This is a genomic window from Mesorhizobium sp. NZP2298 (assembly GCF_013170825.1).
Taxonomy (GTDB): Bacteria; Pseudomonadota; Alphaproteobacteria; order Rhizobiales; family Rhizobiaceae; genus Mesorhizobium.
This window is the reverse complement of record NZ_CP033365.1, coordinates 5,660,117-5,685,163: the sequence shown is the minus strand read 5'-3', so window position 1 is coordinate 5,685,163 and position 25,047 is coordinate 5,660,117. Positions and strand designations below refer to the sequence as shown.

Annotated in this window: 23 protein-coding genes; 16 read left to right on the top strand and 7 right to left on the bottom strand. The window is 64.2% G+C overall.

Features of this window, described 5'->3' with window-relative positions; genetic code table 11:
• Positions 1 to 54: 54 nt before the first annotated feature.
• From EB231_RS27505 to EB231_RS27485, 5 genes are read right to left on the bottom strand one after another with little or no spacing between them, the layout of a single operon-like run.
• The gene (locus EB231_RS27505; RefSeq protein WP_140769321.1) at positions 55 to 1,080 is read right to left on the bottom strand and encodes an ABC transporter substrate-binding protein; all 1,026 of its coding nucleotides are present in this window, start codon (positions 1,078 to 1,080) and stop codon (positions 55 to 57) included.
• Positions 1,081 to 1,132: 52 nt separating this feature from the next.
• Complete coding sequence (araD1, locus tag EB231_RS27500) at positions 1,133 to 2,131, bottom strand: AraD1 family protein (protein ID WP_172351573.1); 999 nt, start codon at positions 2,129 to 2,131, stop codon at positions 1,133 to 1,135.
• Between the two features lie 32 nt (positions 2,132 to 2,163).
• Positions 2,164 to 2,943 carry an SDR family NAD(P)-dependent oxidoreductase gene (locus tag EB231_RS27495; RefSeq protein WP_172351572.1) on the bottom strand — a complete coding sequence of 260 codons (780 nt, stop codon included), beginning with the start codon at positions 2,941 to 2,943 and terminating at the stop codon, positions 2,164 to 2,166.
• Positions 2,944 to 2,952: 9 nt separating this feature from the next.
• On the bottom strand, positions 2,953 to 4,680 hold the full coding sequence (locus EB231_RS27490) for an IlvD/Edd family dehydratase (protein WP_172351571.1): 1,728 nt from the start codon (positions 4,678 to 4,680) through the stop codon (positions 2,953 to 2,955).
• Positions 4,677 to 5,468, bottom strand: coding sequence for a FadR/GntR family transcriptional regulator (locus EB231_RS27485; protein ID WP_172351570.1), 792 nt, complete (start codon positions 5,466 to 5,468; stop codon positions 4,677 to 4,679). The genes EB231_RS27490 and EB231_RS27485 overlap by 4 nt, the downstream gene beginning before the upstream one ends.
• Positions 5,469 to 5,528: 60 nt before the next feature.
• On the opposite strand from EB231_RS27485, the gene EB231_RS27480 reads away from it, so the two are divergent.
• The gene (locus EB231_RS27480) at positions 5,529 to 6,458 is read left to right on the top strand and encodes an aldose 1-epimerase (protein ID WP_172351569.1); all 930 of its coding nucleotides are present in this window, start codon (positions 5,529 to 5,531) and stop codon (positions 6,456 to 6,458) included.
• Positions 6,459 to 6,569: 111 nt separating this feature from the next.
• Here EB231_RS27480 and pcaQ read toward each other — a convergent pair whose 3' ends face one another.
• Complete coding sequence (gene pcaQ, locus EB231_RS27475) at positions 6,570 to 7,487, bottom strand: pca operon transcription factor PcaQ (protein WP_172351568.1); 918 nt, start codon at positions 7,485 to 7,487, stop codon at positions 6,570 to 6,572.
• 93 nt (positions 7,488 to 7,580) lie between these two features.
• Here pcaQ and pcaD point away from each other — a divergent pair, with 93 nt between their 5' ends.
• From pcaD to pobA, 6 genes are read left to right on the top strand one after another with little or no spacing between them, the layout of a single operon-like run.
• Positions 7,581 to 8,390, top strand: coding sequence for a 3-oxoadipate enol-lactonase (gene pcaD / locus EB231_RS27470; RefSeq protein WP_172351567.1), 810 nt, complete (start codon positions 7,581 to 7,583; stop codon positions 8,388 to 8,390).
• Positions 8,383 to 8,790: a 4-carboxymuconolactone decarboxylase gene (gene pcaC, locus EB231_RS27465; protein WP_172351566.1), complete on the top strand. Its 408-nt coding sequence runs from the start codon at positions 8,383 to 8,385 to the stop codon at positions 8,788 to 8,790. Before pcaD ends, pcaC begins: the two co-directional genes overlap by 8 nt.
• Entirely contained in the window at positions 8,780 to 9,535 is a 756-nt protein-coding gene (gene pcaH, locus EB231_RS27460; RefSeq protein ID WP_172351565.1) for a protocatechuate 3,4-dioxygenase subunit beta, read from the top strand. The genes pcaC and pcaH overlap by 11 nt, the downstream gene beginning before the upstream one ends.
• Complete coding sequence (pcaG, locus tag EB231_RS27455; protein WP_172351564.1) at positions 9,535 to 10,149, top strand: protocatechuate 3,4-dioxygenase subunit alpha; 615 nt, start codon at positions 9,535 to 9,537, stop codon at positions 10,147 to 10,149. Before pcaH ends, pcaG begins: the two co-directional genes overlap by 1 nt.
• A 12-nt stretch (positions 10,150 to 10,161) precedes the next feature.
• Positions 10,162 to 11,214, top strand: a complete 1,053-nt coding sequence (locus EB231_RS27450; RefSeq protein ID WP_172351563.1) for a 3-carboxy-cis,cis-muconate cycloisomerase — start codon at positions 10,162 to 10,164, stop codon at positions 11,212 to 11,214.
• Positions 11,214 to 12,386: a 4-hydroxybenzoate 3-monooxygenase gene (pobA, locus tag EB231_RS27445; protein WP_172351562.1), complete on the top strand. Its 1,173-nt coding sequence runs from the start codon at positions 11,214 to 11,216 to the stop codon at positions 12,384 to 12,386. The genes EB231_RS27450 and pobA overlap by 1 nt, the downstream gene beginning before the upstream one ends.
• A 17-nt stretch (positions 12,387 to 12,403) precedes the next feature.
• Here the strand turns inward: pobA and EB231_RS27440 are convergent, their stop codons facing one another.
• The gene (locus EB231_RS27440) at positions 12,404 to 13,075 is read right to left on the bottom strand and encodes a FadR/GntR family transcriptional regulator (protein ID WP_056564565.1); all 672 of its coding nucleotides are present in this window, start codon (positions 13,073 to 13,075) and stop codon (positions 12,404 to 12,406) included.
• Positions 13,076 to 13,299: 224 nt separating this feature from the next.
• Here EB231_RS27440 and EB231_RS27435 point away from each other — a divergent pair, with 224 nt between their 5' ends.
• The 9 genes from EB231_RS27435 (at position 13,300) to EB231_RS27395 (ending at position 25,012) form a co-directional block, all read left to right on the top strand.
• Complete coding sequence (locus EB231_RS27435; RefSeq protein ID WP_172351561.1) at positions 13,300 to 14,178, top strand: fumarylacetoacetate hydrolase family protein; 879 nt, start codon at positions 13,300 to 13,302, stop codon at positions 14,176 to 14,178.
• The gene (locus EB231_RS27430) at positions 14,175 to 14,954 is read left to right on the top strand and encodes an alpha/beta fold hydrolase (protein WP_172351560.1); all 780 of its coding nucleotides are present in this window, start codon (positions 14,175 to 14,177) and stop codon (positions 14,952 to 14,954) included. The genes EB231_RS27435 and EB231_RS27430 overlap by 4 nt, the downstream gene beginning before the upstream one ends.
• A gap of 52 nt (positions 14,955 to 15,006) precedes the next feature.
• Positions 15,007 to 16,347 (top strand): metal-dependent hydrolase family protein, encoded by a 1,341-nt coding sequence (locus EB231_RS27425; protein WP_172351559.1) that lies wholly within the window; start codon positions 15,007 to 15,009, stop codon positions 16,345 to 16,347.
• A complete protein-coding gene (locus tag EB231_RS27420) occupies positions 16,344 to 17,393 on the top strand; it encodes a branched-chain amino acid ABC transporter permease (RefSeq protein ID WP_246740729.1) in 1,050 nt (349 codons plus the stop codon). The genes EB231_RS27425 and EB231_RS27420 overlap by 4 nt, the downstream gene beginning before the upstream one ends.
• Entirely contained in the window at positions 17,390 to 18,418 is a 1,029-nt protein-coding gene (locus EB231_RS27415; protein ID WP_172351558.1) for a branched-chain amino acid ABC transporter permease, read from the top strand. The genes EB231_RS27420 and EB231_RS27415 overlap by 4 nt, the downstream gene beginning before the upstream one ends.
• A gap of 51 nt (positions 18,419 to 18,469) precedes the next feature.
• The gene (locus EB231_RS27410) at positions 18,470 to 19,717 is read left to right on the top strand and encodes an ABC transporter substrate-binding protein (RefSeq protein ID WP_056564548.1); all 1,248 of its coding nucleotides are present in this window, start codon (positions 18,470 to 18,472) and stop codon (positions 19,715 to 19,717) included.
• 24 nt (positions 19,718 to 19,741) lie between these two features.
• Positions 19,742 to 20,527, top strand: coding sequence for an ABC transporter ATP-binding protein (locus tag EB231_RS27405; protein WP_172351557.1), 786 nt, complete (start codon positions 19,742 to 19,744; stop codon positions 20,525 to 20,527).
• Complete coding sequence (locus EB231_RS27400) at positions 20,520 to 22,736, top strand: ABC transporter permease (protein ID WP_172351556.1); 2,217 nt, start codon at positions 20,520 to 20,522, stop codon at positions 22,734 to 22,736. The genes EB231_RS27405 and EB231_RS27400 overlap by 8 nt, the downstream gene beginning before the upstream one ends.
• A gap of 89 nt (positions 22,737 to 22,825) precedes the next feature.
• Positions 22,826 to 25,012 (top strand): flotillin family protein, encoded by a 2,187-nt coding sequence (locus tag EB231_RS27395; RefSeq protein ID WP_172351555.1) that lies wholly within the window; start codon positions 22,826 to 22,828, stop codon positions 25,010 to 25,012.
• The last annotated feature ends 35 nt before the right edge of the window (positions 25,013 to 25,047 follow it).

The following is a 25,047-nucleotide window of genomic DNA, read 5'->3' as shown; positions in this document are numbered from 1 at the left end:
GGCGGTCCGGAACGTCCGGACCGCCGGGTCCTTCGAAATCAGGTGCGGAAAGGATCAGGGCGTCGCCTTGACCTCGTTCCACAGATCCGAGCGCTTGAGCGGGTCTTCGACATTGTTGAGCCAGACCAGCTTGTCGTTGCTGCCGGCGCTGCTCGACTCGACCACGGTGTTGCCGAAGCCGGTGCGCTCGGAAAGCTCGCCGCTGACCTTCTTCGTCAGCATGAAGTCGATCCACTTCTCGGCCGCCGCATTGTCACGGACGCCCTTGGAGATCACCCAGTTGTCCAGCCAGGCCAGCGCGCCCTCGCTTGGATTGATGTAGGCGACGTGGGCGCCGATCTTCTGCAGTGCCTTGACCTGCTGCTGGCCGTAATTGGCCCAGATCAGGGCAACGTCATTGTTCTGGTAGATCTGCTGCGCCTCGTCGGCGGTGGTGTAGAAGCTCAGCACATTGCGCTTGAGTTCGACCAGCTTGGCCTTGACCGCCGCCATCTGCTCCTCATTGAGGTTGAACGGATCCTTGTAGCCGAGCGTCAGTGCGGTGAACGAGAAATTGTGTTCGCCATTGTCATAGGCCAGGATCTTGCCCTTGTAGGCCGGATCCCAGAGCACCGACATCGAAGTCGGCGCCGGCTTGACCTTGTCGGTGTCGTAGATCAGCCCGATGGAATCGAAGCAGAAGGGAATGCCGTAGACCTTGCCGTCCTTGGTGTCGCCGCTGACCTGCGACAGATCACGGAAGCGCGGCAGCACTTCCTTCTGGTTGGGCAGCTTGGTGATGTCGATCGGCGACACCAGATCGGCCTTGATGTAGCGCTGCAACTGGGCGGTGTTGACGGCGAAGACGTCGAAATCCTGCCCTTCGCTGCCCTTGATCTTGGCCCAGATCTCGTCGTCGCTGCCGATAAAGACGACATCGACGCCGATGCCGGTGGCGGCCGTGAAGTCCTTCACCCAGTCCGGGTCGGCGTAGCCGTCCCAGGCCAGAACCCGCAGGTTCGCGGCCAGTGCGGCCGATGTCATCAGGCCGATGCCGAGCCCGATTGTCGCCAGTCTTAGAAACGCTTTCTTCAGTCCCATTTTTAATCTCCCATTGTCGTTCTGGTGGACCGTAATTATCGGACTTTTGCCGTCACAGCTGGGTGACGGTGACCAGCCCCTCGTCCGGCACCGACACCATTCGGTTGCGGAGCGGCTTGCCGAATGCCTGTGCCTGGATTTCATACTCGTCGCCGGAAGCCGTCTTGACGCCGGAGGCGTAGCTCATCACCGCCGCCCCGAAGAAATAGGCATGCAGGTCGCCAGGCCTGCGGTGCATCGGGTAGCGGAAATGGAAATGTTCGAGGTTAGCGGTCGAGTGCGACATGTGCGCCTCGCCCGACAGGAATTCCTGCTCCCAGATGACGGTGCCGTCGCGCAGGATGCGGGAATAGCCGCGCACTTCGTTCGGCAGCTCGCCGATCAGCAGTTCAGGGCCGATCGAGCAGGAGCGCAGCTTGGAATGCGCGAGGTAGAGATAGTTCTCGCCCTCCGTCACGTGGTCGGAATATTCGTTTCCGAGCGCATAGCCGATGCGGTGGGGATGGCCGTCCGGACCATTCAGGTAAAGCCCGACGATCTCGGCTTCCTCTGCCCCGGCCTTCGCGAATGCCGGCATCGGCAGCGGCGCGCCAGGCGGCACAATGCAGGTGCCGACGCCCTTGAAGAACCACTCGGGCTGGATGCCGATCTTGCCGGCGCCGGGCTTGCCGCCCTCCAACCCCATGCGGAAGATTTTCAAGGAATCGGATTCCTCGGCACCTTCGCCATGGGTCAGAACATGCATCTGGTTGCGCGCGGCGGCACTTCCGGTATGGGTCAGGCCGGTGCCGGTGACCAGGAACCGCGCCGGCTCTGGGTGGTCTAGCGGGGCGAGCACGCGGCCATCGCGCAACAGCTCGTCATAGTCGACTGTCGCGGCGCCCGTCCGCTTTTCGACCAGCGAGGCGATGGACGCACCCTCGGCGATCGCCGCTTCGGCGAGGTCCAGCACGCTGGCGGTCTTTTCGAGCGGATGCAGGCGATTGCCGTCATCGGAGACACGACCGACGCGCCTGCTGCCATCCGGCATTCTGAACTGAACAAGACGCATGAAAAACCCTTCTTCCCTTGAAGCCGTGCGGGTTACACCCAACCCGCATCGACGATGAACTGCTGGCTCGTGCACATGCGGCTGTCGTCGGCGGCGAGGAACAGCGCCATGCGCGCGATATCGGAGGGCTGCAGCCGGTCCGGCAGACACTGCCTTTCCGCGATCTGGCGTTCGCCGGCCGGGTTCAGCCACAGCTTTATCTGTCGCTCGGTCATCACCCAGCCAGGCACCATGCAGTTGACGCGGATGCGCTCGGGGCCGAGTTCACGGGCCAGCGCCCGCGTCATGCCGTAAACAGCGGCTTTGGCGGTGACATAGGCCGGGCAATCGGGATCGCCGACCATCCAGGTGATGGAGCCGAAATTGATGATCGAGCCGCCGCCCTGCGCACTCATCTGCGGGCGCACCGCCTGCGCCGCGAAGAACTGGTGGCGCAGATTGACCGCCATGCGGTCGTCCCAATAGACGACCGTGACGTTCTTGGTCTGGTGACGGTCGTCATTGCCGGCATTGTTGCAAAGCGCCTGGATCGGGCCATTGTGCCGCGCTGCCTGCACGGTGGCCGCCTGCAGCTCTTCGACATTGCGCAGGTCGCAGGGAATGAACAGCGGCGCGCCATGTCCCTCGGCCGCGATCGCATCGACGAGCCGCCGGGACGGTTCCTCGGCCAGATCCACGAAAGCCACGCGGCTGCCTTGCGCGCAGAAATGGCGCACCAGGCTTTCACCGATGCCGCTACCGCCGCCGGTGATGAAGACGCTACGGCCCTTGAGGCTTGGATAGGTCGCGTAGCTGCCGATTGGATCCGTCATCGCGAGCCTCTAGTGGGAATGCCGGGGAATGCCGGCATCGCGCCGGCCGACGAGAAAGTCGAAATCGCAGCCTTGGTCCGCCTGCAGAACGCGCTCGACATAGAGGCTCTGGTAGCCGCCTTCGGGCGGTGCCGGAGGCTTCCAGTCGCGGCGGCGGATCGCCAGTTCCTCGTCCGATACCAGCAATTCCAGACGGCGGCCGGCGACGTCGAGCTCGATGAGATCGCCGTCGCGCACCAGCGCCAGCGCGCCACCTGCCGCCGCTTCAGGCGCCACATGCAGCACGACGGTGCCGTAGGCCGTGCCGCTCATGCGTGCGTCCGAAATGCGCACCATGTCGGAGACGCCCTGCTTGAGCAGCTTGGCCGGCAGCGGCATGTTGCCGACCTCGGCCATGCCGGGATAGCCGCGCGGTCCGCAGTTCTTCAGCACCATCACCGAAGAGGCGTCGATATCCAGTTCCGGATCGTCGATGCGGGCGTAGTAGTGCTCGATGTTCTCGAAGACGACAGCCTTGCCGCGATGCTGCATCAGCCCGGGTGTCGCCGCGGACGGCTTGATGACGGCCCCGTTGGGCGCCAAATTGCCGCGCAGGATCGAGATGCCGCCTTGCTCTGTCAGCGGCTCGCTCAGCGGACGGATGACCTCGCGGTTGTAGTTGGGCGCGCCGTCGATCAACTCACCGATCGTCTTGTCACTGACGGTCATGGCGTCGCGATGAAGAAGCCCCACTTCATCAAGCGACGCCATGACCGCGGCTAGCCCCCCGGCATAGTAGAAGTCTTCCATCAGGAATCGGCCCGATGGCATCAGATCGACGATCGTCGGCACGTCGCGCCCAAGACGGTCCCAGTCCTCGAGGCTGAGATCGACGCCAACCCGGTTGGCGATGGCGATCAGGTGCAGCACCGCATTGGTCGAACCGCCGATCGCGCCATTGACGCGGATGGCATTCTCGAACGCTTGCCTGGTGAGGATCTGCGCTATCGTCACGTCGCGGCGTACGAGCTCGACGATCTGGCGTCCGGCCAGTTGGGCAAGCACGCCGCGGCGCGAATCCACCGCCGGAATCGCGGCATTGTCCGGCATGCCGATGCCGAGTGCTTCCACCATGCTGGCCATGGTCGAGGCGGTGCCCATCGTCATGCAGCTGCCCGCCGACCGGCTCTGGCCTTGCTCGGCGGCGAGGAAGTCGGCGACCGGCATGCGCCCTGCCTTCACCTCCTCGGCGAATTTCCACACATGCGTGCCCGAGCCTATGTCTTGTCCGCGAAACTTGCCGTTGAGCATCGGCCCGCCGGAGACAGTGATGGTCGGCAGGTTGCACGAGGCAGCCCCCATCAGCAGCGCCGGCGTGGTCTTGTCGCAACCGACCAGCAGGATGACGCCGTCGATGGGATTGCCGCGGATGGATTCCTCGACATCCATGCTCACCAGATTGCGAAACAGCATGGCTGTCGGGCGCATGTTGCTCTCGCCCAGCGACATCACCGGAAACTCCAGCGGCAGGCCGCCGGCCTCGTAGACGCCGCGCTTGACGTGGTCGGCCAAGGCGCGGAGATGTGCGTTGCACGGGGTCAATTCGGACCAGGTGTTGCAGATGCCGATCACTGGGCGGCCGTCGAAGGCGTCTGCCGGGATGCCCTGGTTCTTCATCCAGCTGCGGTGCATGAAGGCGTTCTTGCCTTCACCGCCGAACCAGGCTTCGGACCGCAGTTTGCGTTTGGTCTCGGTCACGATTGCTGGCCCCGATCGTTGCGGCGTTTGTTGCGGTTCTCGACGCTGCGGCGCACATCGTCCTCGGCATTGTCGATGAGCACCAGCAGCGCTTTCTGCGCACCGAGCGCGTCGCCAGCGGCGATCTTCTCGGCGACCTCGCGATGCAGTGGCAAGGAGTGGCGCTGTCCGTCCGGATTGTCGTTGGAGAGGCGAAAGCTCATCACCAACGCGGTTTCGACCAGTGCGGCCAGCGAGCCGATCAGCTCATTGCCGGTCATGCGCAGGATGGTCTGATGGAACACCAGATCGGGCTTGGCGAAGCGGTCGCCGTCGTCGCTCGCCGCTTCCATTTCGGCGAGTGCCGCCTGGATCTCGGCGATCTGCGCCGGGTTGGCGCGCTGGGCGGCGAGGGCGGCCGACATCGGCTCGATGGCACGGCGCAATTCGAACAGCGCACGCACATCGTCGGCACTGATGCCGCCGGCGTAGCGCCATGACAGCACGTCGGGGTCGAGGAAATTCCAGTCGGAGCGGGGACGAACGCGCGTGCCGGTCTTCGGCCGTGATTCGACCAGCCCCTTGCCGGCCAGCACCTTGATCGCCTCGCGCAGCACCGTGCGGCTGACGCCCAGCATCTCGCTGGAATCGTCCGCATTGGGCAGGGCCTCGCCGGGCAGGAAGTCGCCCTGGACGATGCGCAAGCCGATCTGCTCGACGACGGTCGCGTGCAGCGCGGTGGAACCACTGGAAACCGCAACGGCAACCCGTGACGTGCGCGCCGTGCTGAAAGATTTCTTATTCTTCATACTATTCATATGATATGTCTTATAGCCATGGCGATCGGAGTCAAGGGATGGGGAGTGCCGATGACAAAGAATTCCGCTGCCGTTGCCGCGCGGCACACCGAACTGGTCTCAATCAGCGACGGCATCGCGACGGTCGACATTGCTCCTGCTGCCGGCGGCGCCGTGGCATCGTATCGGTGGTGGCAGGCTGGCTCTGTCGTGGATTGGCTACGCCCGGCGGATCCGCCGGCGATCAGCCGTCGCGATGCCGGCGCCATGGCCTGCTTCCCGCTCGTCCCCTATTCCAATCGCATAAGGGCCGGACGCTTCGAATTCGCGGGTCGCACGGTCCAACTGCCTAGTCGGCCGGAGGACCCGCACCATGAGCACGGCCATGGCTGGCGCCACCCTTGGACGGTCATAAGGCACGAAGCCAGCACGATTGTCCTGTGCTATCGCCACGCCGCCGATTCCTGGCCATGGAGCTATGAAGCCGAGCAGGAGATCACGCTGGCTGACGGTACGCTTTCCATAACCATTGCCGTGCGCAACCTGTCGGACGCGCCGATGCCGGCTGGCTTCGGCCTCCATCCCTATTTCCCGTCGACGCCGTGGACGCATGTCCAGGCGTCGGTGTCCGGCATGTGGGAAACCGATACGGAGATCCTGCCCGTCCGTCACGTCCTGCCGCCGGCTGGGGCCGATCCATCCATCGGCTTTGACGTATCGGAGGTGGAGTTCGACACAGTCTTCACCGGATGGACGCACCGTGCCCGGATCTCCTGGCCGGGGCATGGACGGCAACTGGACATGGAGGCCGAGGCACCGCTCGACTTCCTCGTCCTCTACACGCCGCCGGGCGAGCCGTTCTTTTGCGCCGAGCCGGTCAGCAACATCACCGATGCCTTCAACCGCGTGAACGACGACGACGTCAGCACCGGCTGCATGATGCTGGCGCCCGGGCAGACGCGATCCGCCAGCGTTCGCTTCACGCCATCACTGGCTGTCTGACCTTGCCGTCGGCGGCAAGCTTGGCGCCCTTGCGAGCCCGGCACGACATGGCCGCGCGGATGCCGCTCGGTCGGCACGCGGATCTGGCCTGATGCATGATCGTGCCGAAGGTCAGGCGCCCGGCCTGGCGGCTTCGCGGATGGTCTGCAGCAGGATCGTAAAGGCGGGCGAGGGCGCGGTGTCGGTGCGCATCGTCAGGCCGACTGGCCCCTTGGTTTCCGCGGTGTCGACCGGCAAGGCGACGAAGGCACGGCTCGCGAGCTCGTTGGCGACCACGCCGGCCGAAATGATCCACACAGCATTGCTCTGCCGCATGAAGGAACGCCCGAAGGAATCCGAGACCGTCTCGATCTCGGTTGCCGGCGCGGTCATGCCATTGGTGATGAAGAGGCGATCGACAAAGGGACGGATGACGGATTCCCGGGTCGGCATCAGCACCGGGAATTCGTCGAGCCTTGCGAAGATGTCCGCTCCCGGTTCCAGCAGCGGATGCCCGGCCCGCACGACGAACAGCACCTGCTCCGAGTAGAGGTGCTCGAAGAAGAAACCGGTCATGTTTTCGGGCGCCGCCAGCCGACCGACGACGAGATCGAGCACGCCCGTGCGCAACTGCTCGAGCAGCACGGCGTTCTCGCCGGTGACGATCTTGATCGCAGCTCCGGTGTTCTCCTTGAGGAACAGGCTCATGGCTTGCGGCATGACCTTCGCTGACACCGTCGGCAGCGCGCCGATGCGGATCGGGTGGCGATTGATGGTGCCGTCTTGGCGAACGGAATCGATGCCCCGCTTCAACGCCGATATTGCCGAGCCGGCGTGGCCCAGGAAGATTTCGCCAAGCCTGGTGACCCGGATGCCGCGCCCGTCGCGCTCGACCACGGCGATGCCGAGTGCGTCTTCCAGTTCACGCAATGTCTTGGTCACCGCCGGCGCGCTGACATGCAGGAAGTCGGCGGCGCGGGCCACGCTGCCCTGCCGGGCGACTTCCAGGAAGGCTTGCAGGTGACGGAACCGGATGCGGCTGCCGGGCATGAATTTGATAACCCCTGAGTTAATGAAACGGCGCAAAATATCATTTTACCGAACCAAATGCGGCGTGCAATGTGGAGATGGAGGATCGAAATCGTGCCATTCGTCACCATTGGCGGCATCACGCTGCACCATCGATATGTCGAGGCGGACGGCAAGACGCCCCCGGTCGTGTTCATCAATTCGCTCGGCACCGATCTGCGGATCTGGGATGAGGTCGTTGCGCTTTTGGCCGGCGAGATGCCGCTGCTCGTCTATGACAAGCGCGGCCATGGCCTCTCCGACATTGGCGGCGGCGTCCACTCGATAAACGACCATGTCGACGATCTGAACGCCCTCATCGACCACTTCGGTTTCGACCAGGTCGTGCTGGTTGGCCTGTCGGTCGGCGGCATGGTGGCGCAAGGCCTCCATATGCGCCGTCCTGAAAGCATCGAGGGCCTGATCCTTAGCGACACCGCCCACAAGATCGGTACCGCCGAAAGCTGGAACAGCCGCATCGCGGTCGTGGAGCGCTACGGCATCGAGGCGATCGCCGATGGCGTGATGAAAGTGTGGTTCACGCCGGATTTCCATGCCGGGCGCCCCGCCGACCTTGCCGGTTGCCGCAACATGCTGACCAGGCAGGCGCTGCCGGGCTATATCGGGACATGCAAGGCTGTCCGCGACGCCGATTTCACCGAGAGCGCGCGCCGCATCGCTGTACCGACGCTCTGCGTCGTCGGCGATCAGGACGGCTCGACGCCCCCCGATCTCGTCCGCTCGCTGGCGGAACTGATCCCCGGCGCACGTTTCGAAGTCATCCACAACGCCGGACATATTCCGTGCATCGAGCAGCCGGAGGCGCTGGCCGCGCTGATCCGCGGTTTTGTCGCATCGCTTGCCCCTGGAGAAACCCATGGATGAAGTCCCCGGCAACACGGCAAGATATCGGACAGGTCTTGCCGTGCGACGGTCGGTGCTCGGCGACCGCCACGTCGATCGGGCCGAGGTCGCGGCCACCGATTTCGACCAGCCGTTTCAGGAGCTGATCACCGAGGCAGCCTGGGGGACGGTGTGGGCGCGGCCGGGCTTCACCAGGCGCGAGCGTTCCATCGTCACGCTGGCGCTGCTGGCCGCGCTCGGCCATGATGAGGAAGTGGCCCTGCATGTGCGCGCCACCGCCAACACCGGCGCCACGCGCAACGACATCTGCGAGGCGTTCCTGCATGTCGCCATCTATGCCGGTGTGCCGGCCGCCAACCGTGCCTTCAAGATCGCCAAGGATGTGTTTTCGGAGATGGACGGAGCCAACAATGCCCGCTGAGTCCGGCTCGAACCGGAGGCCCGAGACCGGCGCCTTCTTCCAGCGCGACCGGACATGGCACCCGCCGGCGCTGACGCCGGGTTACAAGAGTTCGGTGCTGCGCTCGCCGCGGAAGGCGCTTTTGTCCTTCGACAACACGCTGTCGGAAACAGCGGGACCTGTCTTCGGCCACGCCATGCTTGGCGAGTTCGACAACGACCTGATCCATAATTTCGCCAGGCCGGGCGAGAGCGCCATCGGCGAGCGCATCATCGTCCATGGGCGCGTGCTTGACGAACGTGGCATTGGCGTGCCCGGCGTGCTGCTCGAATTCTGGCAGGCCAATGCCGGCGGCCGCTACCGCCACAAGAGGGATGGCTATCTGGCGCCGCTCGATCCGAATTTCGGCGGCTGCGGCCGCACCATTTCCGGCGAGGATGGTGGCTATGCCTTCCGCACCGTCAAGCCCGGGCCCTATCCCTGGCCGAACGGCCCCAATGACTGGCGCCCGGCGCATATCCATTTTTCGGTTTTTGGCCATGGCTTTGCCCAGCGGCTGATCACGCAGATGTATTTCGAGGGCGACCCGCTGATCTGGAAGTGCCCGATCGTGCGTGGCATCGCCGACAAGGCGGCCATCGAGGCGCTGACGGCTACGCTCGATACGCAGGCGACGATCCCGATGGATGCGCTCGCCTACAAGTTCGATATCGTGCTGCGCGGGCGCCGTTCGTCGCTGTTCGAAAACCGGCTGGAGGGCAATTGATGGCCCAGTCGCTCGACAGGCTGAAGGAGAGCCCCTCGCAGACCGCGGGACCCTACGTCCATATCGGGCTGACGCCGAATTTCTGCGGCATTGGCGGCGTCTATGCGACCGATCTTGGCGCTACCATGGTCAACGACAAGACCAAAGGCGAGCGCATCGGCCTGCGCATCCGGGTGCTTGACGGCACCGGGACGCCGCTCAAGGACGCTCTGATCGAGATCTGGCAGGCGGACGCGGACGGGCTCCACAATTCGCCGGCCGAATTGCGCGGTGCCGCCGATCCGAACTTTTTCGGCTGGGGCCGTTGCCCGACCGACATGGACACCGGCGTCTGCGCATTCGAGACGATCAAGCCCGGCCGCGTGCCGTTCCGCGATGGCCGCCTGATGGCACCGCACATCACGCTGTGGATCGTCGCGCGCGGCATCAATCTCGGTCTGCACACAAGGCTGTATTTCTCCGATGAGGAAGAAGCCAATGCCGGGGATCCGATCCTGGCGCGTATCGAGCACCGCGTCCGCGTGCCGACGCTGATCGCCGAGCGCCAGGGCGACACCTACGTCTTCGATGTCCATCTCCAGGGGGAGAAGGAAACGGTCTTCTTCGACAGCTAGGAGATCCGCGATATGACCATATCGCCCTTCGACCATCCATTGCTTTCCGCCTTTCTCGGCGACGAGGAGGCGGCGAGGCATTTTTCCGTCGAGGCGGAGATAGAGGCGATGCTGGCGTTCGAGAACGCGCTGGCGGAAGCGGAAATCGAAAACGGGATCATAACCGACGACGCGGCGGCAGCCATCCTGTCGGTGCTGGCCTCGTTCCGGCCGGACACGGCCTTGCTGCGCGCCGCTGCCGCCAAGGACGGCGTCATCGTGCCGGAATTGGTGCGTCAGCTCAGAGTGGCGGTTGGCGAGCCGCATGGCGACGAAGTGCATTTCGGTGCCACAAGCCAGGATGTCATCGACACTGGCTTGGTGCTTCGACTGAAATCCGTCGTCGACCATCTCAGCCTGCTCCTGACCGAGACCGTTTTGCGCCTCACATCGCTCGAGGAGCGCTTTGGGGGCAGGGCGCTGACCGGCATGACCCGCATGCAGCCCGCGATCCTTATTCAAGTAGCTGATCGCGTGAACGCCTGGCGCGGGCCGCTGCAACGGCATCGGGAAAGATTGTCTGAACAGTCCGGGCGCCTGCTGCTCGTGCAGTTCGGCGGAGCAGCCGGCACGCTGGAAAAGCTTGGCGACAAGGGACCGGCGGTGCGCGCGGCGCTTGCCGCAAAACTCGGACTTGGCGATGCGCCGCAATGGCACAGCCAGCGCGACGCGCTCGCCGATTTCGCCGGCTGGCTGTCGCTGCTGACCGGCAGCCTCGGCAAGTTCGGCCAGGACATCGCCCTGATGGCGCAGGGTGGAAGCGATATCGAGCTTTCCGGCGGTGGCGGCTCGTCGGCCATGCCGCACAAGCAGAACCCGGTGAAGGCCGAAGCGCTGGTGGCGCTGGCCCGCTTCAACGCCACCCAGCTTTCCGGCATGCATCAGGCGCTGGTGCATGAGCAGGAACGTTCGGGCGCGGCATGGACGCTGGAATGGCTGCTGCTGCCGCAGATGGTGGTCGCAACCGCGGCATCGCTGCGCCTTGCCGCCGAACTCGCCTCACAGATCAAAAGTCTCGGCCACTGATGCGCACGCAGGTCGTCATCGTCGGCTCGGGACCCTCTGGCCTGCTGCTTGGGCAACTTCTGGCCGGCATCGGTGTCGAGACCGTCATTCTGGAACGCTCGAGCCGCGAGCACGTGCTTGGCCGCGTGCGGGCAGGGGTGCTCGAACAGGGCACAGTCAATCTGCTTGGGGAGGCCGGTGCTGCCGCAAGGCTGCATGCCGAAGGCATGCCGCATTCCGGCATCTCGCTCGCCTTCGACGGGCGCCTGCACCGCATCGATCTCGCCGAACTCACCGGTGGCGGGCATGTCACGGTCTACGGCCAGACCGAAGTCACGCATGATTTGATGGACAGGCGCGAGGCGGCCGGCCTGGTCACCGTCTACGAGGCGTCGGATGTGGCGCTGCATGGTTTCGACGGTGCCGCACCATTCGTCACCTACGACAAGGACGGCATCACGCATCGCATTGATTGCGACTTCATTGCCGGCTGCGATGGCTATCATGGCGTCAGCCGCGGATCGGTGCCGGAGCGCGCGCTGAAAACGTTCGAGCGGCAGTATCCGTTCGGCTGGCTCGGCGTGCTGGCCGAAGTGCCGCCGGCAGATCACGAACTGGTCTACGCCAATCACGAGCGGGGCTTTGCACTGTGCTCGATGCGGTCGACGCATCGCAGCCGCTACTATGTGCAGTGCCCCGAGGGTGACCGTGTCGAGGCCTGGTCGGACGATCGCTTCTGGGACGAACTGCGCCGCCGCTTGCCGGAACAGACGGCGGCTAGCGTCACCACCGGGTCTTCCTTCGAAAAGTCGATCGCGCCGCTGCGCTCCTTCGTTGCCGAGCCGCTGCGCTTCGGCCGGTTGTTCTTGGTCGGCGATGCTGCTCACATCGTGCCGCCGACCGGTGCCAAGGGCCTCAACCTCGCCGCCAGCGACGTGCGCTATCTCTTCAACGGGTTTCGGGACTTCTATCAGGGGAAGTCCGAGGCGGGTCTCGATGCCTATTCCGCCAAGGCGTTGGCGCGGGTCTGGAAGGCGGTGCGCTTTTCCTGGTGGATGACGACCATGCTGCACCGCTTTCCCGATACCGGCGACTTCGGCCAGCGCATCCAGGAGGCCGAACTCAACTACCTCGTGCACTCGCGCGCCGCGTCGACCGCGCTCGCCGAGAATTATGTCGGCCTGCCCTATTGAGGATGGCGGTACACGGATTACCGGCCCAGCAGGTTGCGCTCGACGGTTCTCAGATGCGCCAGCATGGCCTGGCTGGCGCTCTCCGGGTCGCGGCGCAGCAGCGCATCGAGAACGATCTGGTGCTCGCTGCAATAGATGCCGCGGCGTTCTTCGGAAAAGGAACGCTTTTTCATTTCGAACCATGGCGCCTGATTGCGCAGGATGCGCATCAGATTGTGGATCTCCTTGAGGAAGTCGTTGCGCGAGCAGGCGAAGATGCGGTGGTGAAACTCCGCATCCCAATGCTCGAAGGTCGGCATGTCTTGCGACTCCGAAGCGATCTTATGCGCCTCGCGCACCGCGTTGAGTTCCATGGCGCTGGCATTGGTGGCGGCGAAGGCTGCCGCCGCCGGCTCAAGTAACTGCCTGATCTCCATCATGTCGGCCGGGCTGGTGCCTTCCATGCGACCGACAACCGCTGCCATCGAACCAGGATTGGTGGCGGTCAGGAATGTGCCGCGCCCGACATGCCGCACCACGGTGCCATCGTCCTCGAGGAAGGAGACGGCACGGCGCACCGTGTTGCGCGCCACGCCGAATTCGCTCGCCAGGTCGCGTTCCGGCGGCATGCGGCCATTCTCGATCCATTCACCGGAAGAAATCCGCTTCTTCAGCGCGGTGGCGATATCGCTGGCAACGAGCTTGGGCATGTCCGGTCACTTTTATCTGATCCGATACTGAACCATTGATAACAGCTTCAGGTATCGCCGTCCATCGCATGGCTGCGGTCGATATCCTGTGAAGCGGCGGGGCTGGCAATCAAATCCTTTTTGGTGCGACCAACCCAGATTTCTCTTGCGGGCTAAACCAATCGGCGATAGCGTGTAACAAAAGAGCGAATAATTGGCTCAATATTGGTTCAGGGAGGATCTGAATGCGGGTCGCGACTTTTTCGATCGCCGGCGAACGTCGCGTGGGGCTTGTCGATCTCGACGCTCAGACAATCGCGCCTTTTGATTTTTCCGTCGACCAGGCCAAATCAGGCATTCTGGCTTTGATCGAGCGCAATGGCGCCGGCATGCCGCGCACCCTTTCGCCCATCCCGCTGGCGCAGGTGGAAATCGAAGCGCCGATCCCGCAACCGCGCCGCAACATCTTCTGCGTCGGCAAGAACTATCACGAGCACGCGCACGAATTCGCCCGCAGCGGCTTCGATTCCAGCGCCGGCGCCGGCGCGGTCCCGAAGCATCCGATCATCTTTTCCAAGGTTCCTGAATCGGTCGTCGCCAACCATGCCAGCGTGCTGATCGATCCCTCGGTCTCGACCGCCATCGACTATGAGGCGGAGCTGGCCGTCATCATTGGAAAGAGCGGGCGCGGCATATCGAAGGAGAACGCGCTCGACCATGTCTGGGGCTACACCATCGTCAACGACGTCACGGCCCGCGATCTGCAGGGCAGATACAGCCAGTGGCTGATCGGCAAGTCGCAAGACACGTTCTGCCCCATGGGACCATGGGCGGTGACCAGGGACGAACTCGACCTCGCAACCGCCGGCATTCGGTGTTTCGTAAACGAGGATCTGCGCCAGAATTCCCGCATATCGCTGCTCATCTTCGATATTCCGACCATCATCGCCACGCTGTCGCAAGGCATCACGCTGAAGCCCGGAGACATCATCGCCACCGGTACCCCGGTCGGGGTCGGTATCGGTTTCGACCCGCCGAAATACCTCAAGGCCGGCGACGTCGTGCGCATCGAGATCGATGGCATCGGCACGCTGGAAAATCGCTTCACGGAGCACGCGCAATGACCACGGTAACGGTTGGTCAGGTCGTTGCGGAAGCTGTCGGCGCGGGCGCTGCCGTCGTGATGATCCATGGCCTTGGCGGCACGTCGAACATGTTTCAGCCGCAGATGGCGGCGCTTTCCGCCTATCGCGTCATCCGGCTCGACCTGCCGGGCTCCGGCCGCTCGCCGCGCCCGATCGAGCCGCTGACCGTCGAAGGGATGAGCGAGGCGGTGATCCGCGCCATGGCCGGCATGGGGGTTGCTTCTGCGCACTTCGTCGGCCATTCGATGGGCACCATCGTTTGCCAGCAGATCGCCGCGACGCAGCCGTCGCTGGTTACATCGCTGGCGCTATTCGGCGCCCTGGCGGAACCGGCGGAAGCAACACGGCAAGGGCTCGCCGCCCGGGCGCGTCTGGCGCGCTCGGGCGGCATTGCCGATATCGCCGACCAGATCGTCGCCAACGCGATTTCCGCCCACACAAGGGAAACCTCGCCGGCGGCAGTTGCCTTCGTGCGGGAATCGATCACGCGTCAGGATCCCGAATCCTACGCCCGTACCTGCGAGGCTCTGGCCAAGGCGACCGCCATCGATGCGCGCAGGATCTCGGCGCCGACATTGCTGGTCACCGGCGACGCCGACACGGTCAATCCGCCAGGGGTCGCCCAGGCGCTTGCCGACAAGATCAAGGGCGCCGTATTCTCGTCGCTGGATCGGTGCGGGCACTGGGCCACGGTGGAAAACCCGCGCGAAAGCAGCCAGAAGCTCGCCGATTTTTTGAGACGGGTTGATAGGTGAGGATTTCTGATCGGGCGTAAACTCATGCGCTCGGCAAGTTGGGAGGCTTGTGATGGCAGACGACAGCTGGAACGGCAACGGTTCGGGCAGCACGCTGTTCACCAATGTGCGTGTGCTCGACGCATCAGGTGAATATCCATACACCGGTGAGGTGCTGGTGCAGGGCAACCGCATCAAGCAGATCACCAAGGGCTCATCGCGCTTCAGCTCGTCCTCGTCGTCCTCCTACAGCGGTGGCGCGGCAGGAGGTGCAACCGTCATCGACGGTATGGGCGCGACACTGATGCCGGGCATGATCGACGCGCATCTGCATCTGTCCTGGAACAACGCGCCCGGCATCGACCCCATCCAGATGATGGAAATCGAGGAGCACATGCTGGTCACCATGGAGATGGCCAAGCTGGTGCTTGATGCCGGCTTCACCGCCGGCCGGGGGGCGGCCGCCGCGAAGCCGCGTCTCGATGTCGTCGCCAAGAAATTCATCAACCAGGGCCGCTTTCCGGGACCACGCTACCTCGCGGCGGGTCCGGAAATCACCACGGTCGGCGGCCTCGGCGATTCCGCGCCGTCGCACATCCCGCATGAGGGGCTGAACCTCGGCCTCGTCGTCTCGGGGCCGGAGGAAATCCGTCGCACCGTGCGCCAGCTGATCAAATACGGCGTCGATTCGATAAAACTCAACCTGTCCGGCGAGAGCATCACGGGCATGGGCGCCGAGGAGACGCCGATGTCGGAAGAGGAGGTCGCCATGGCCGCCTCCGAGGCGCGCTGCCGCAACAAGGTGCTGTCGGCGCATGCGCGTTCGTCGGGCTCGGTCAAACAGTGCATCCGCCACGGCATCCAGAACATCTACCATGCCTCCTTCGCCGACGAGGAAGCGCTCGACATGCTCGAAGCGGCCAAGGACAAGCACTTCGTCGCGCCGGGCATCGCCTGGCTGATCAACACGGCACGTCACGCCGAGCAGTGGGGCATCAAGCCGGGCTCGCCGCTGTCGCTCGAATACGAGCGCGAACTCGAAATGTGCATCGAGACGATGAAGAAGATGCACCGGCGCGGCATCCGAGTCTGCATCGGCGGCGACTACGGCTTTGCCTGGACGCCGCAAGGGACCAACGCCAAGGACATCCAGACCTTCGTCGAGATGCTGGGCTTCTCGCCGATGGAGGCGATCCAGGCCGGCACCAAATATGGCGGTCAGATCATGAACATGGGCGACGAACTCGGCATGATAAGGGAAGGCTATCTTGCCGACCTTCTCTTGATCGACGGCGATCCGATCTCTGACGTGCGCATCCTGCAGGACAAGAACCGCATTCTCGCCATCATGAAGGACGGCAAGTTCCACAAGGCGCCGCGCATGAACGAGCAGCGCCGGCGGCTGACGGCATGAGCTTGCTCGACCAGCCATCTCAGACGCTCTCCGAGAGCGGCGGCATTACCGGCCGGCAGGCATGGGGCCTCGTTGGCCTGCTCGCCGCCGCTGTCGTCGCATGGCTGGTCTTCGCGGTCTGGCCGGATTGGCTGAACGCGATCCTTATCTCGAAGAAGGCCTTCGTCAGCGCCATCCTCAACGGCATCACCCTGGCCGGCCTCTATTTCCTCGTTGCCAGCGGCTTCACCCTGATCTTCGGCCTGATGCGCAACGTCAATCTGGCGCATGGCTCGCTCTATCTGCTTGGCGCCTATATCGGCTACGAAGTCACCAACCGCACCGGCTACTGGCTGCTCGGCGTCGCCGCCGGCTTCGCGGTGCTGGCCATCGTCGGTGTCGTCATGCAGGTCTTCGTTTTCCGTCCGCTGGAGGGCGACGATCTTCGCCAGACCCTGGTCTCGATCGGCATCTCGATCGTGGCCGCCGACCTGATGCTGGCGGTGTGGGCCGGCGGCACTTACCAGATCACCACGCCCGAATGGCTCGATGGCGCATTGACCTTGCCCGTTATCACGGCGGTGCGCTCCAACGGCGCCTCGGTCTTCCTCACCTATCCGCTCTACCGCGTCGTGGTGCTGGCCGCGGCGATCGTCATCGGCGTTGGTCTTTGGCTGATGCTGCACAAGACCCGCGTCGGCATGATGATCCGCGCCGGCGTTGACGACCGCGCCATGTTGCAGGCCTCGGGCGTCAATGTTCATGCGGTCTTCGCCATCGTCTTTGCCGTCGGCGCCGGCCTTGCCGGCTTTGCCGGCGTCGTCGGTGGCTCGGCGCTATCGGTCGCGCCAGGCGAGGATGTCCGCTATCTCCTGGCATCGCTGGTGGTCGTCATCGTCGGCGGCATGGGCTCGATCACGGGCGCCGCCATCGGCGCACTGCTGATCGGCCTGGCCGAGCAGATCGGCCTCGTCTACTTCCCGACCTATGGCATCGTGCTGACGTTCGTCATCATGGTGGTGACGCTGGCGGTGCGGCCGCAAGGCATCATGGGGAAGGCACGATGAGTCTGGCCATCCCCGCCACCAGCGCCACGCCGCAGCAGAACTGGCTGGAGAAGCTCGGCGCCGGCCACATCATCCTTGCCGTCGCACTGGTGCTTTATCCATTGGTGGCGTCCGATTTCTTCCTGACGCAGATCGGCGGCTATTCGCTGATCTTCGGCATGCTGGGCCTGTCGCTGATGCTGCTCGCCGGCTATGGCGGCATGGTCAGTCTGGCGCAGATCACCGTCGCCGGCATAGCGGCGTATGCCATCGCCATCCTTGGCAACAACAACTCCAGCATTCTCGGTCTCGGCTGGCCGTGGTGGCTCGCGGTTCCGTTCGCGGTTCTCGCGGCGGCCTTGGCGTCGGCGCTGATCGGCTGGATCTCGGTGCGCACCGAAGGCATCTACACGATTATGATCACGCTGGCGATCGCCACCGCGACCTTCTATTTCGCGCAGCAGAACTACGCCATCTTCAACGGCCATTCCGGCTATGCCGGCATCCGTGCGCCGGTCTTCTGGAGCGTCAACTGGCGCGATCCCAGGCCATTCTACTATCTCTGTCTGGGCCTGGCGGCGCTGTCCTATGCGGCGGTGCTTTACGGCTCGCGTTCGACCTTCGGCATGACCTTGCAGGCGATCCGTGACAATCCGCGCCGCATGCGCGCGCTGGGGTACCACGTCACCGCGCACAAGGTCTTCGCCTGGCTGCTCGCCGGTGTCATCGCCGGACTGGCGGGCGTACTGCTGGTCTGGTTCAACGGCCGCGTCTCGCCCGGTACCATCGGCGTCGATGCCGCGATCGACGTGCTGATCATTGCCGTCATCGGCGGCCTGCGCCACCCGATCGGGCCGTTCCTCGGCGCGGTCGTCGTCGTCCTGATGCAGACCTTCGCCATCGACATCGTCGGCGCCGAGCGCTTCAACACGCTGATCGGCATGGTGTTCCTGGTGATCGTCTTCGTCTCACCGGATGGAATTCTTGGGTTGTGGGGGAGGATCAAGCCACATCTTGCCCAGGAGTCCTTGCGTCCCGGACCGTAGCAACCGGGATGGAATGAACCACTGCAAAAATGAAATCAACGGGAGGAAATCATGAGGATGCATAGACGTACTTTACTGGCGCTGGCGGTATTCACCGGGCTGACCGCGCCTTCGATGGCACTGGCTGCCGACGACACCATCAAGATCGGCTTGCTCGCCACCTTCGAAGGCCCGTTCACGGTGCTCGGCGAGGACGGCGAGCGCGGCGCCATGACCGCCGTTGCCGAGATGAACGGCACCGTCGCCGGCAAGAAGATCGAGATCGTCAAGGGTTCGTCCGATGCTTCGCCCGACAGCGCCGTGCGCGCGGCGCGCAAGCTGGTTGAGCAGGACGGCGTCAAGGTGCTGGTCGGTCCGCTTTCGGGCGACGAAGGCATCGCCGTCAAGGACTACGCCAAGACGCAACCGAACGTGACCTTCATCAACGGCACATCGGCCGCGCAGGACACCACGTTGCGCGACCCGGCTGAGAACTTCTTCCGTTTCTCGACCGATGGCGCGCAGTGGATGGCAGGCTTGGGCACCTATGCCTTCAAGGACAAGGGCTACAAGAAGGTCGCCACAGTCGCCGAGGATTATTCCTTCCCCTACACGCAGGTGTTCGGCTTCATGGCCGAGTTCTGCAAGGCCGGCGGCCATGTGCCGTCGAAATCCTGGGTGCCGATCGGCAACAAGGACTTTTCCTCGGTCATCGCCGCCATCCCTGAGGACGTCGACGCAATCTACGTCGCGCTCGGCGGCGCCGATGCGGTCAACTTCCTGACCCAGTACCAGCAGGGTGGCGGCACCGCGCCGCTGATCGGCGGCTCGATCACTGTCGACCAGACCGTGCTGACGTCGAAAGGCAAGCTGAAGGAAGTGCTGAAGGGCACGCCATCCGCTGGCCCGACCGCCGACACCAACGACGCGCCGGCCTGGAAGGCCTTCGTCGAGGCCTACAAGAAGCAGCCGGGTGCGTTTCCGTCACCCTCGCTTTTCGCCCATGGCTACTATGTCGACATGAAGGCGACGCTGCTTGGTCTCGACCAGGTTGGCGGCGATGTCTCCGATGGCGGCAAGAAGTTGCGCGACGCGCTGTCGAAGCTGTCCTTCGACACGCCGACGGGCAAGGTGTCGCTCGACAAGAACCGCAACGCCATCGCCGACATTTTCCTGACCGAGGTCACCGAAGGCGCCGACGGCAATCTCCTCAACAAACTGGTCAAGGTCGTGCCGCAGGTCAACCAGACGCTCGGCATTCCCGAAGACGAGTTCATGAAGCTCGGCGCGGTCAACCGCGACAATCCGAGCTGCCCGTAACACCACACTTGGGTGCAGCCGCCAGTGACCGAAAGCTTCGCAGCAAACCGTCTCCAGAGCACCGGCGCCTATGCGCTGGAGCTTGATGGCGTGGCGCGGCATTTCGGCGCGCTGGTGGCACTCTCGGGCATCAATATGAGGATCGCGGCCGGCGAACGGCGCGCGGTCCTCGGATCCAACGGCGCCGGCAAGACGACCCTGTTCAACGCCGTCACCGGCGATTTCCTGCCGACGGCGGGGCGCATCCGCTTCTTCGGCGAGGACATCACCGACCTGCCGCCGCATGAGCGCATCCGGCGCGGCCTGCGCCGCACCTATCAGATTTCGCAACTGTTCAAGGGCCTGTCGGTCCTCGATTCCATCTTTCTCGCCTGTCGCGGCGTCTCGCGTCGGCGGTTTTCGCTGCTGCGTCCGGCAACGACCGACGTCAACATGGTGCAAGCGGAATCGATCCTCAACGCCGTGCACCTCGAAGCCTATCGCGACGCGCTGGTGGCGACGCTGAGCCATGGCCAGCAACGCCAGTTGGAGATCGCGCTGGCGCTGGCGGGCGCGCCGCGCTTCATCCTGTTCGACGAACCGGCCGCCGGCCTGTCGCCGACCGAACGTCGCGACCTCGTCGCCATCCTCAACGCGCTGCCGAAGCATATCGGCTACATCATCATCGAGCATGATCTCGACGTAGCACTCCGTGTCTCGGAATATGTGTCGATGATGCACAATGGCCGCCTGTTCAAGGAAGGCACGCCGCAGGAGATCGAAGCCGATCCCGAGGTCCAGGAAATCTATCTCGGGGGCAAGCATGGCTGAGCGTCCCGGAAAGATCGCCAAGGCAATGCTGCGCATAGACGATCTGCAGGTTTTCTATGGCGAGAGCCATGCGCTGCAGGGTGTTTCGCTGACGCTGGAAAGCGGCGTGCTGTCGGTGGTCGGCCGCAACGGCATGGGCAAGTCGACGCTCTGCAACACCATCGTTGGGCTGAAACGGGCGAAGTCCGGTTCGATCCGCGTCGATGGCCGGGAGATCACTTCTCTTGAGCCGCACGAAATCCACCGCCTCGGCGTCGGCTATGTCCCGCAAGGGCGCCGTGTCTGGCCGAGCCTGACCGTCGACGAGCATCTGCGTCTGGCCGCCGGCAACAGGCGCGATGCCAGCTGGACGGTCGAGCGCGTCTACCAGACCTTTCCGCGGCTCGCCGAACGCCGTACCAATGGCGGCTCGCAGCTGTCGGGCGGCGAACAGCAGATGCTGGCGATTTCGCGTGCGCTGCTCAGCGATCCTAAGCTGCTGGTCATGGACGAGCCGACTGAAGGCCTGGCGCCGGTCATCGTCGACCAGGTCGAGCGTATGCTGATTGACCTCGCCGCCGAAGGCGAGATGGCGGTAATGGTCATCGAGCAGAATATCGGCGTGGCGACCGCGGTATCGAACCAGGTCGCCATCATGGTCAATGGCCGCATCAACCGGCTGATGGATGCCAAGGCGCTCGCCGCCGACCGTGAGTTGCAGCAGCGGCTGCTCGGCGTCGGCCGCCATGCCGAGGAGACACCCGTCACGCCGGCGGAAGCCGCGCAGGCCCGGGAACAACTGGCGGAAGTCTATCGCGTCGACAGGGCTGGCGGCGGCTCGACCGAACCGATGCCGCAGAGCGGCGTCTATCGACCGGTCACCGAACTGCCCAATCGCTGGAACGTGCCGGTCACCGAATTGCGACAGGCCGCGGTCGACAAGACGGCACCGCAGGACGACCTGAAGAAGGTCTTCGCCATCCCCTTCGCCGAACGCATCGGCAGGACCGTGCTGGTCGTCGGCACCTTCGACACCAAGGGCAAGGAATTGCGCTTCGTTGCCGACCGGCTGAAGTCGCTTGGTCTGCCCGTACGCACCGTCGACCTGTCGACATCGGGAAAGCCGACCAGTGCCGATGTGCCCGCCATGCAGGTGGCCGGCATGCACGCGCGTGGATCCTCCGCCGTCTTCACCAATGATCGCGGCGGCTCGGTCAGTGCCATGGCGGAAGCTTTCGCACGCTGGATCGAGCGTGAGCCACGCATCGGCGGCGTCATCTCGGCGGGCGGTTCCGGCGGCACCACGCTGGCGACGGCAGGCATGCGTGTGCTGCCGGTCGGCATTCCCAAGCTGATGGTCTCGACTGTGGCGGCCGGCGATGTCGCCAAATATGTCGGCGGCGCCGACATCATGATGTTCCATTCGGTCGCCGATGTGCAGGGGCTGAACTCGATCACCGAACAGGTGCTCTCCAACGCCGCGCACGCCATGGCCGGCATGGTCGCGCAACTGCCCAATGCCGAGGTCTGGGAAGCAAGACGCAAGCTGGCGCGGCCGGCCGTTGGCATCACCATGTTCGGCGTCACCACCCCCCTGGTGCAAGCGGTGACCAGGCGCCTCGAAGCCGACTATGACTGCCTCGTCTTCCACGCCACCGGCACTGGTGGGCGGGCGATGGAAAACCTCGGCGATTCCCGGCTGCTGTCGGCCTTCCTCGACCTCACCACCACGGAAGTGGCCGACATGATCGTCGGCGGCGTGTTCCCGGCGACGGAGGATCGTTTTGGTGCTGCGATCCGGACTGGTTTGCCCTATGTCGGTTCGACGGGTGCGCTCGACATGGTCAATTTCGGTCCGCGTGACAGCGTTCCGGAGAAATTCCGCAGCCGCAAATTCGTTATCCACAATCCCAACGTCACGCTGATGCGTACCACGCGCGACGAGAACCGCGCCTTCGGTGAATGGATCGGCACGCGGCTCAACGCCATGAACGGTCCGGTGCGCTTCCTGCTGCCGGAGGGCGGCGTCTCGATGCTCGATGCGCCCGGTCAGCCCTTTCATGACCCGGAAGCCGACAACGCTTTGTTCGAGGCGATCGAGAAGACGGTGCGCCGCACGCCTTTGCGCCATATCGAGCGGGTGCGGGCCAACATCAACGACACGCCTTTCGTCGACGCGGCGATCGCTGCATTCCACGCGGTCACGCCGAAGCTGCAGAGGCGGGCATGAAGAATTGGACTTCGCCACCATGCGGGTGGATGTTTGAAAATATCGCCGGTCGCCCCGTGCCGACCGCATTGTCTTGGGGAGGATAGATCATGGACGCGCAGACCTTTGGCGCTTTCCTGTTGTGGCTGATCATTGCCGCGGTCGTCGTGGTGATCGCTGTCTACATCTTGCGCTGGCTCTATCGCCGCTCGACCAAGGAGACGGCGTTCGTGCGCACCGGCTTCATGGGTGAGAAGGTGGTGGTGAATGGTGGCGCCTTCGTCATCCCGGTTCTGCACGAGATCACTCCGGTCAACATGAACGTGCTGCGCATCGAGGTGCGCCGCGAGGATGCGCTGGCGCTGATCACCCGCAACCGCATGCGCGTCGACCTGATCGCCGAGTTCTTCGTGCGCGTTGGCGCCAGCCGCGAACTGGTGGCCGCTGCCGCACAGACGCTTGGCCGCCGCACGCTGCAGCCCGACAGCTTGCGCGAATTGCTGGAAGGCAAGTTCGCCGGCGCGCTGCGCACCGTCGCCGCCCAGATGACGCTGGAAGAGATGCATGAGTTGCGCGGCGACTATGCCGCCAAGGTGCGCAGGCTCGCCGAGGAATCGCTCGCGGCCAACGGGCTCGAGTTGGAGAGCGTCGCCATCGTCGACCTCGACCAGACCAGCCTCGAATATTTCGATCCCTCCAACGCCTTCGACGCCGAGGGGTTGACGCAACTGACGGAATCGATCGAGACCCGCCGCCGCATGCGCAACGAGATCGAACAGCGCACGCTGGTCGACATCCGCAACCAGAACCTCGACACACAGCGCAAGGTGCTGGAAATCGACCGCGACACCGAATATGCACGCCTCGAACAGGAGCGCGAGGTCGAGATCCGTCGCGCCGCGCAGCGGTCTGAATTGGCCATTGAGCGTGCGTTGCGTGACCAGGAATCCGAGCAGGCACAGCTCTCGTCGCGCGAGGCCGTCGAAAAATCGCGGCTCAACCAGGAGCGCAATATCACCGAGGAACGCATCAAGAGCGAGGAAGACACGCAGCGCCGCGAGATCGCGCGCCGCCGTTCGCTCGACGAGACCGAGATGAAGATGCGCGAATTGACCGAGCGCGAGCAGATCGCGCTCGAACTGTCGCTGGAGAAGGCCCGCATCGAGCGTGAGGGCGCGCAAAGCAAGCTCGAGATCGAACGCAAGAAGCTGCTCGAAGTCGCTGAACTGGAACGCCAGATCGCGCTCGCCGAAAAGGCGCTGGAAGTGACCCGGGCCGAGGCGGAAAAACGCCGCGCCGAGATCGTCGAGAACCAGGCCACCGAAACGGCGCGGATCGCGCAGGAACGGGTGGTGGACGAGGTCCGCATCGAACGCGAGCGTCACCTTGAAGCGCTGCAGATCGCCAAGCGCCAGGCGTTTGAGGAGGCTGAGATTTCGGCCAGTGAGGAGGTCGAGCGCGCCCGCATCACCACCGAGCGCGGCATCGAGGAAGCGCGGCTGATCAAGGATCGCGATATCCGCCAACTGGGCGTCGATCGCGACCAGAAGATCGAGATCGCGGAAATCCAGAAGGCGATCGACATCGCCAAGAAGACGCAGGAACGGTCCTCGGCGATCGCGGCTTCCGAAGCGGTGCGTGCCAAGGCCGTCCAGGCCGAGGAACAGGCTTTCACCGCCCGCGAGCGCGAGATCGCCGAGCGCCGCAAGCTGACCGACCTGATCGGGGCGCAGCGCGAGGCAGAGCGGGAAGCGCTGCGCATCACATCGGCCGCGGATGCCGAGATGAAGGCGGCGAAAAGCCTGGCGGAAGCGCAGAAGATCGCCGCAGTCGCTTCGGCGGAAGCGGAGAAGATCCACGCCCTTGCCGCGGCCCAGCGCTACGAGGTCGACGCATCAGGCCATCGCCAGCTCAACGAGGCCGAGAACCTGCTGTCGAGCGAAGCCCGCGCCGGGCGCCTGCGCGGCAAGCTGCTCGACCACATGGAAGGCATCATCCGCGAAAGCGTCAAGCCGATGGAGAAGATCGACGGCATCAAGATCTTGCATGTCGACGGCATCAATGGCGGCACGGGCGGCAACCGCAACGTCACCGACGAGGTCATCGACTCCGCGCTGCGCTACCGGGTGCAGGCGCCGATGATCGACAATCTGATGAAGGAGATCGGCATCGAGGGCGGCTCGCTCGGACGGATGACCGACGTGCTGCGCGACGCCAAGGACATTTCCAGCCTGACCCGTGACAAGAAGGGCAAGGGAAAGGCCGCCAAGGACGACGATGACGACCGCGATCATTGACGGGATGATCGTGCAGTGGCAAATATCGGCGGCTA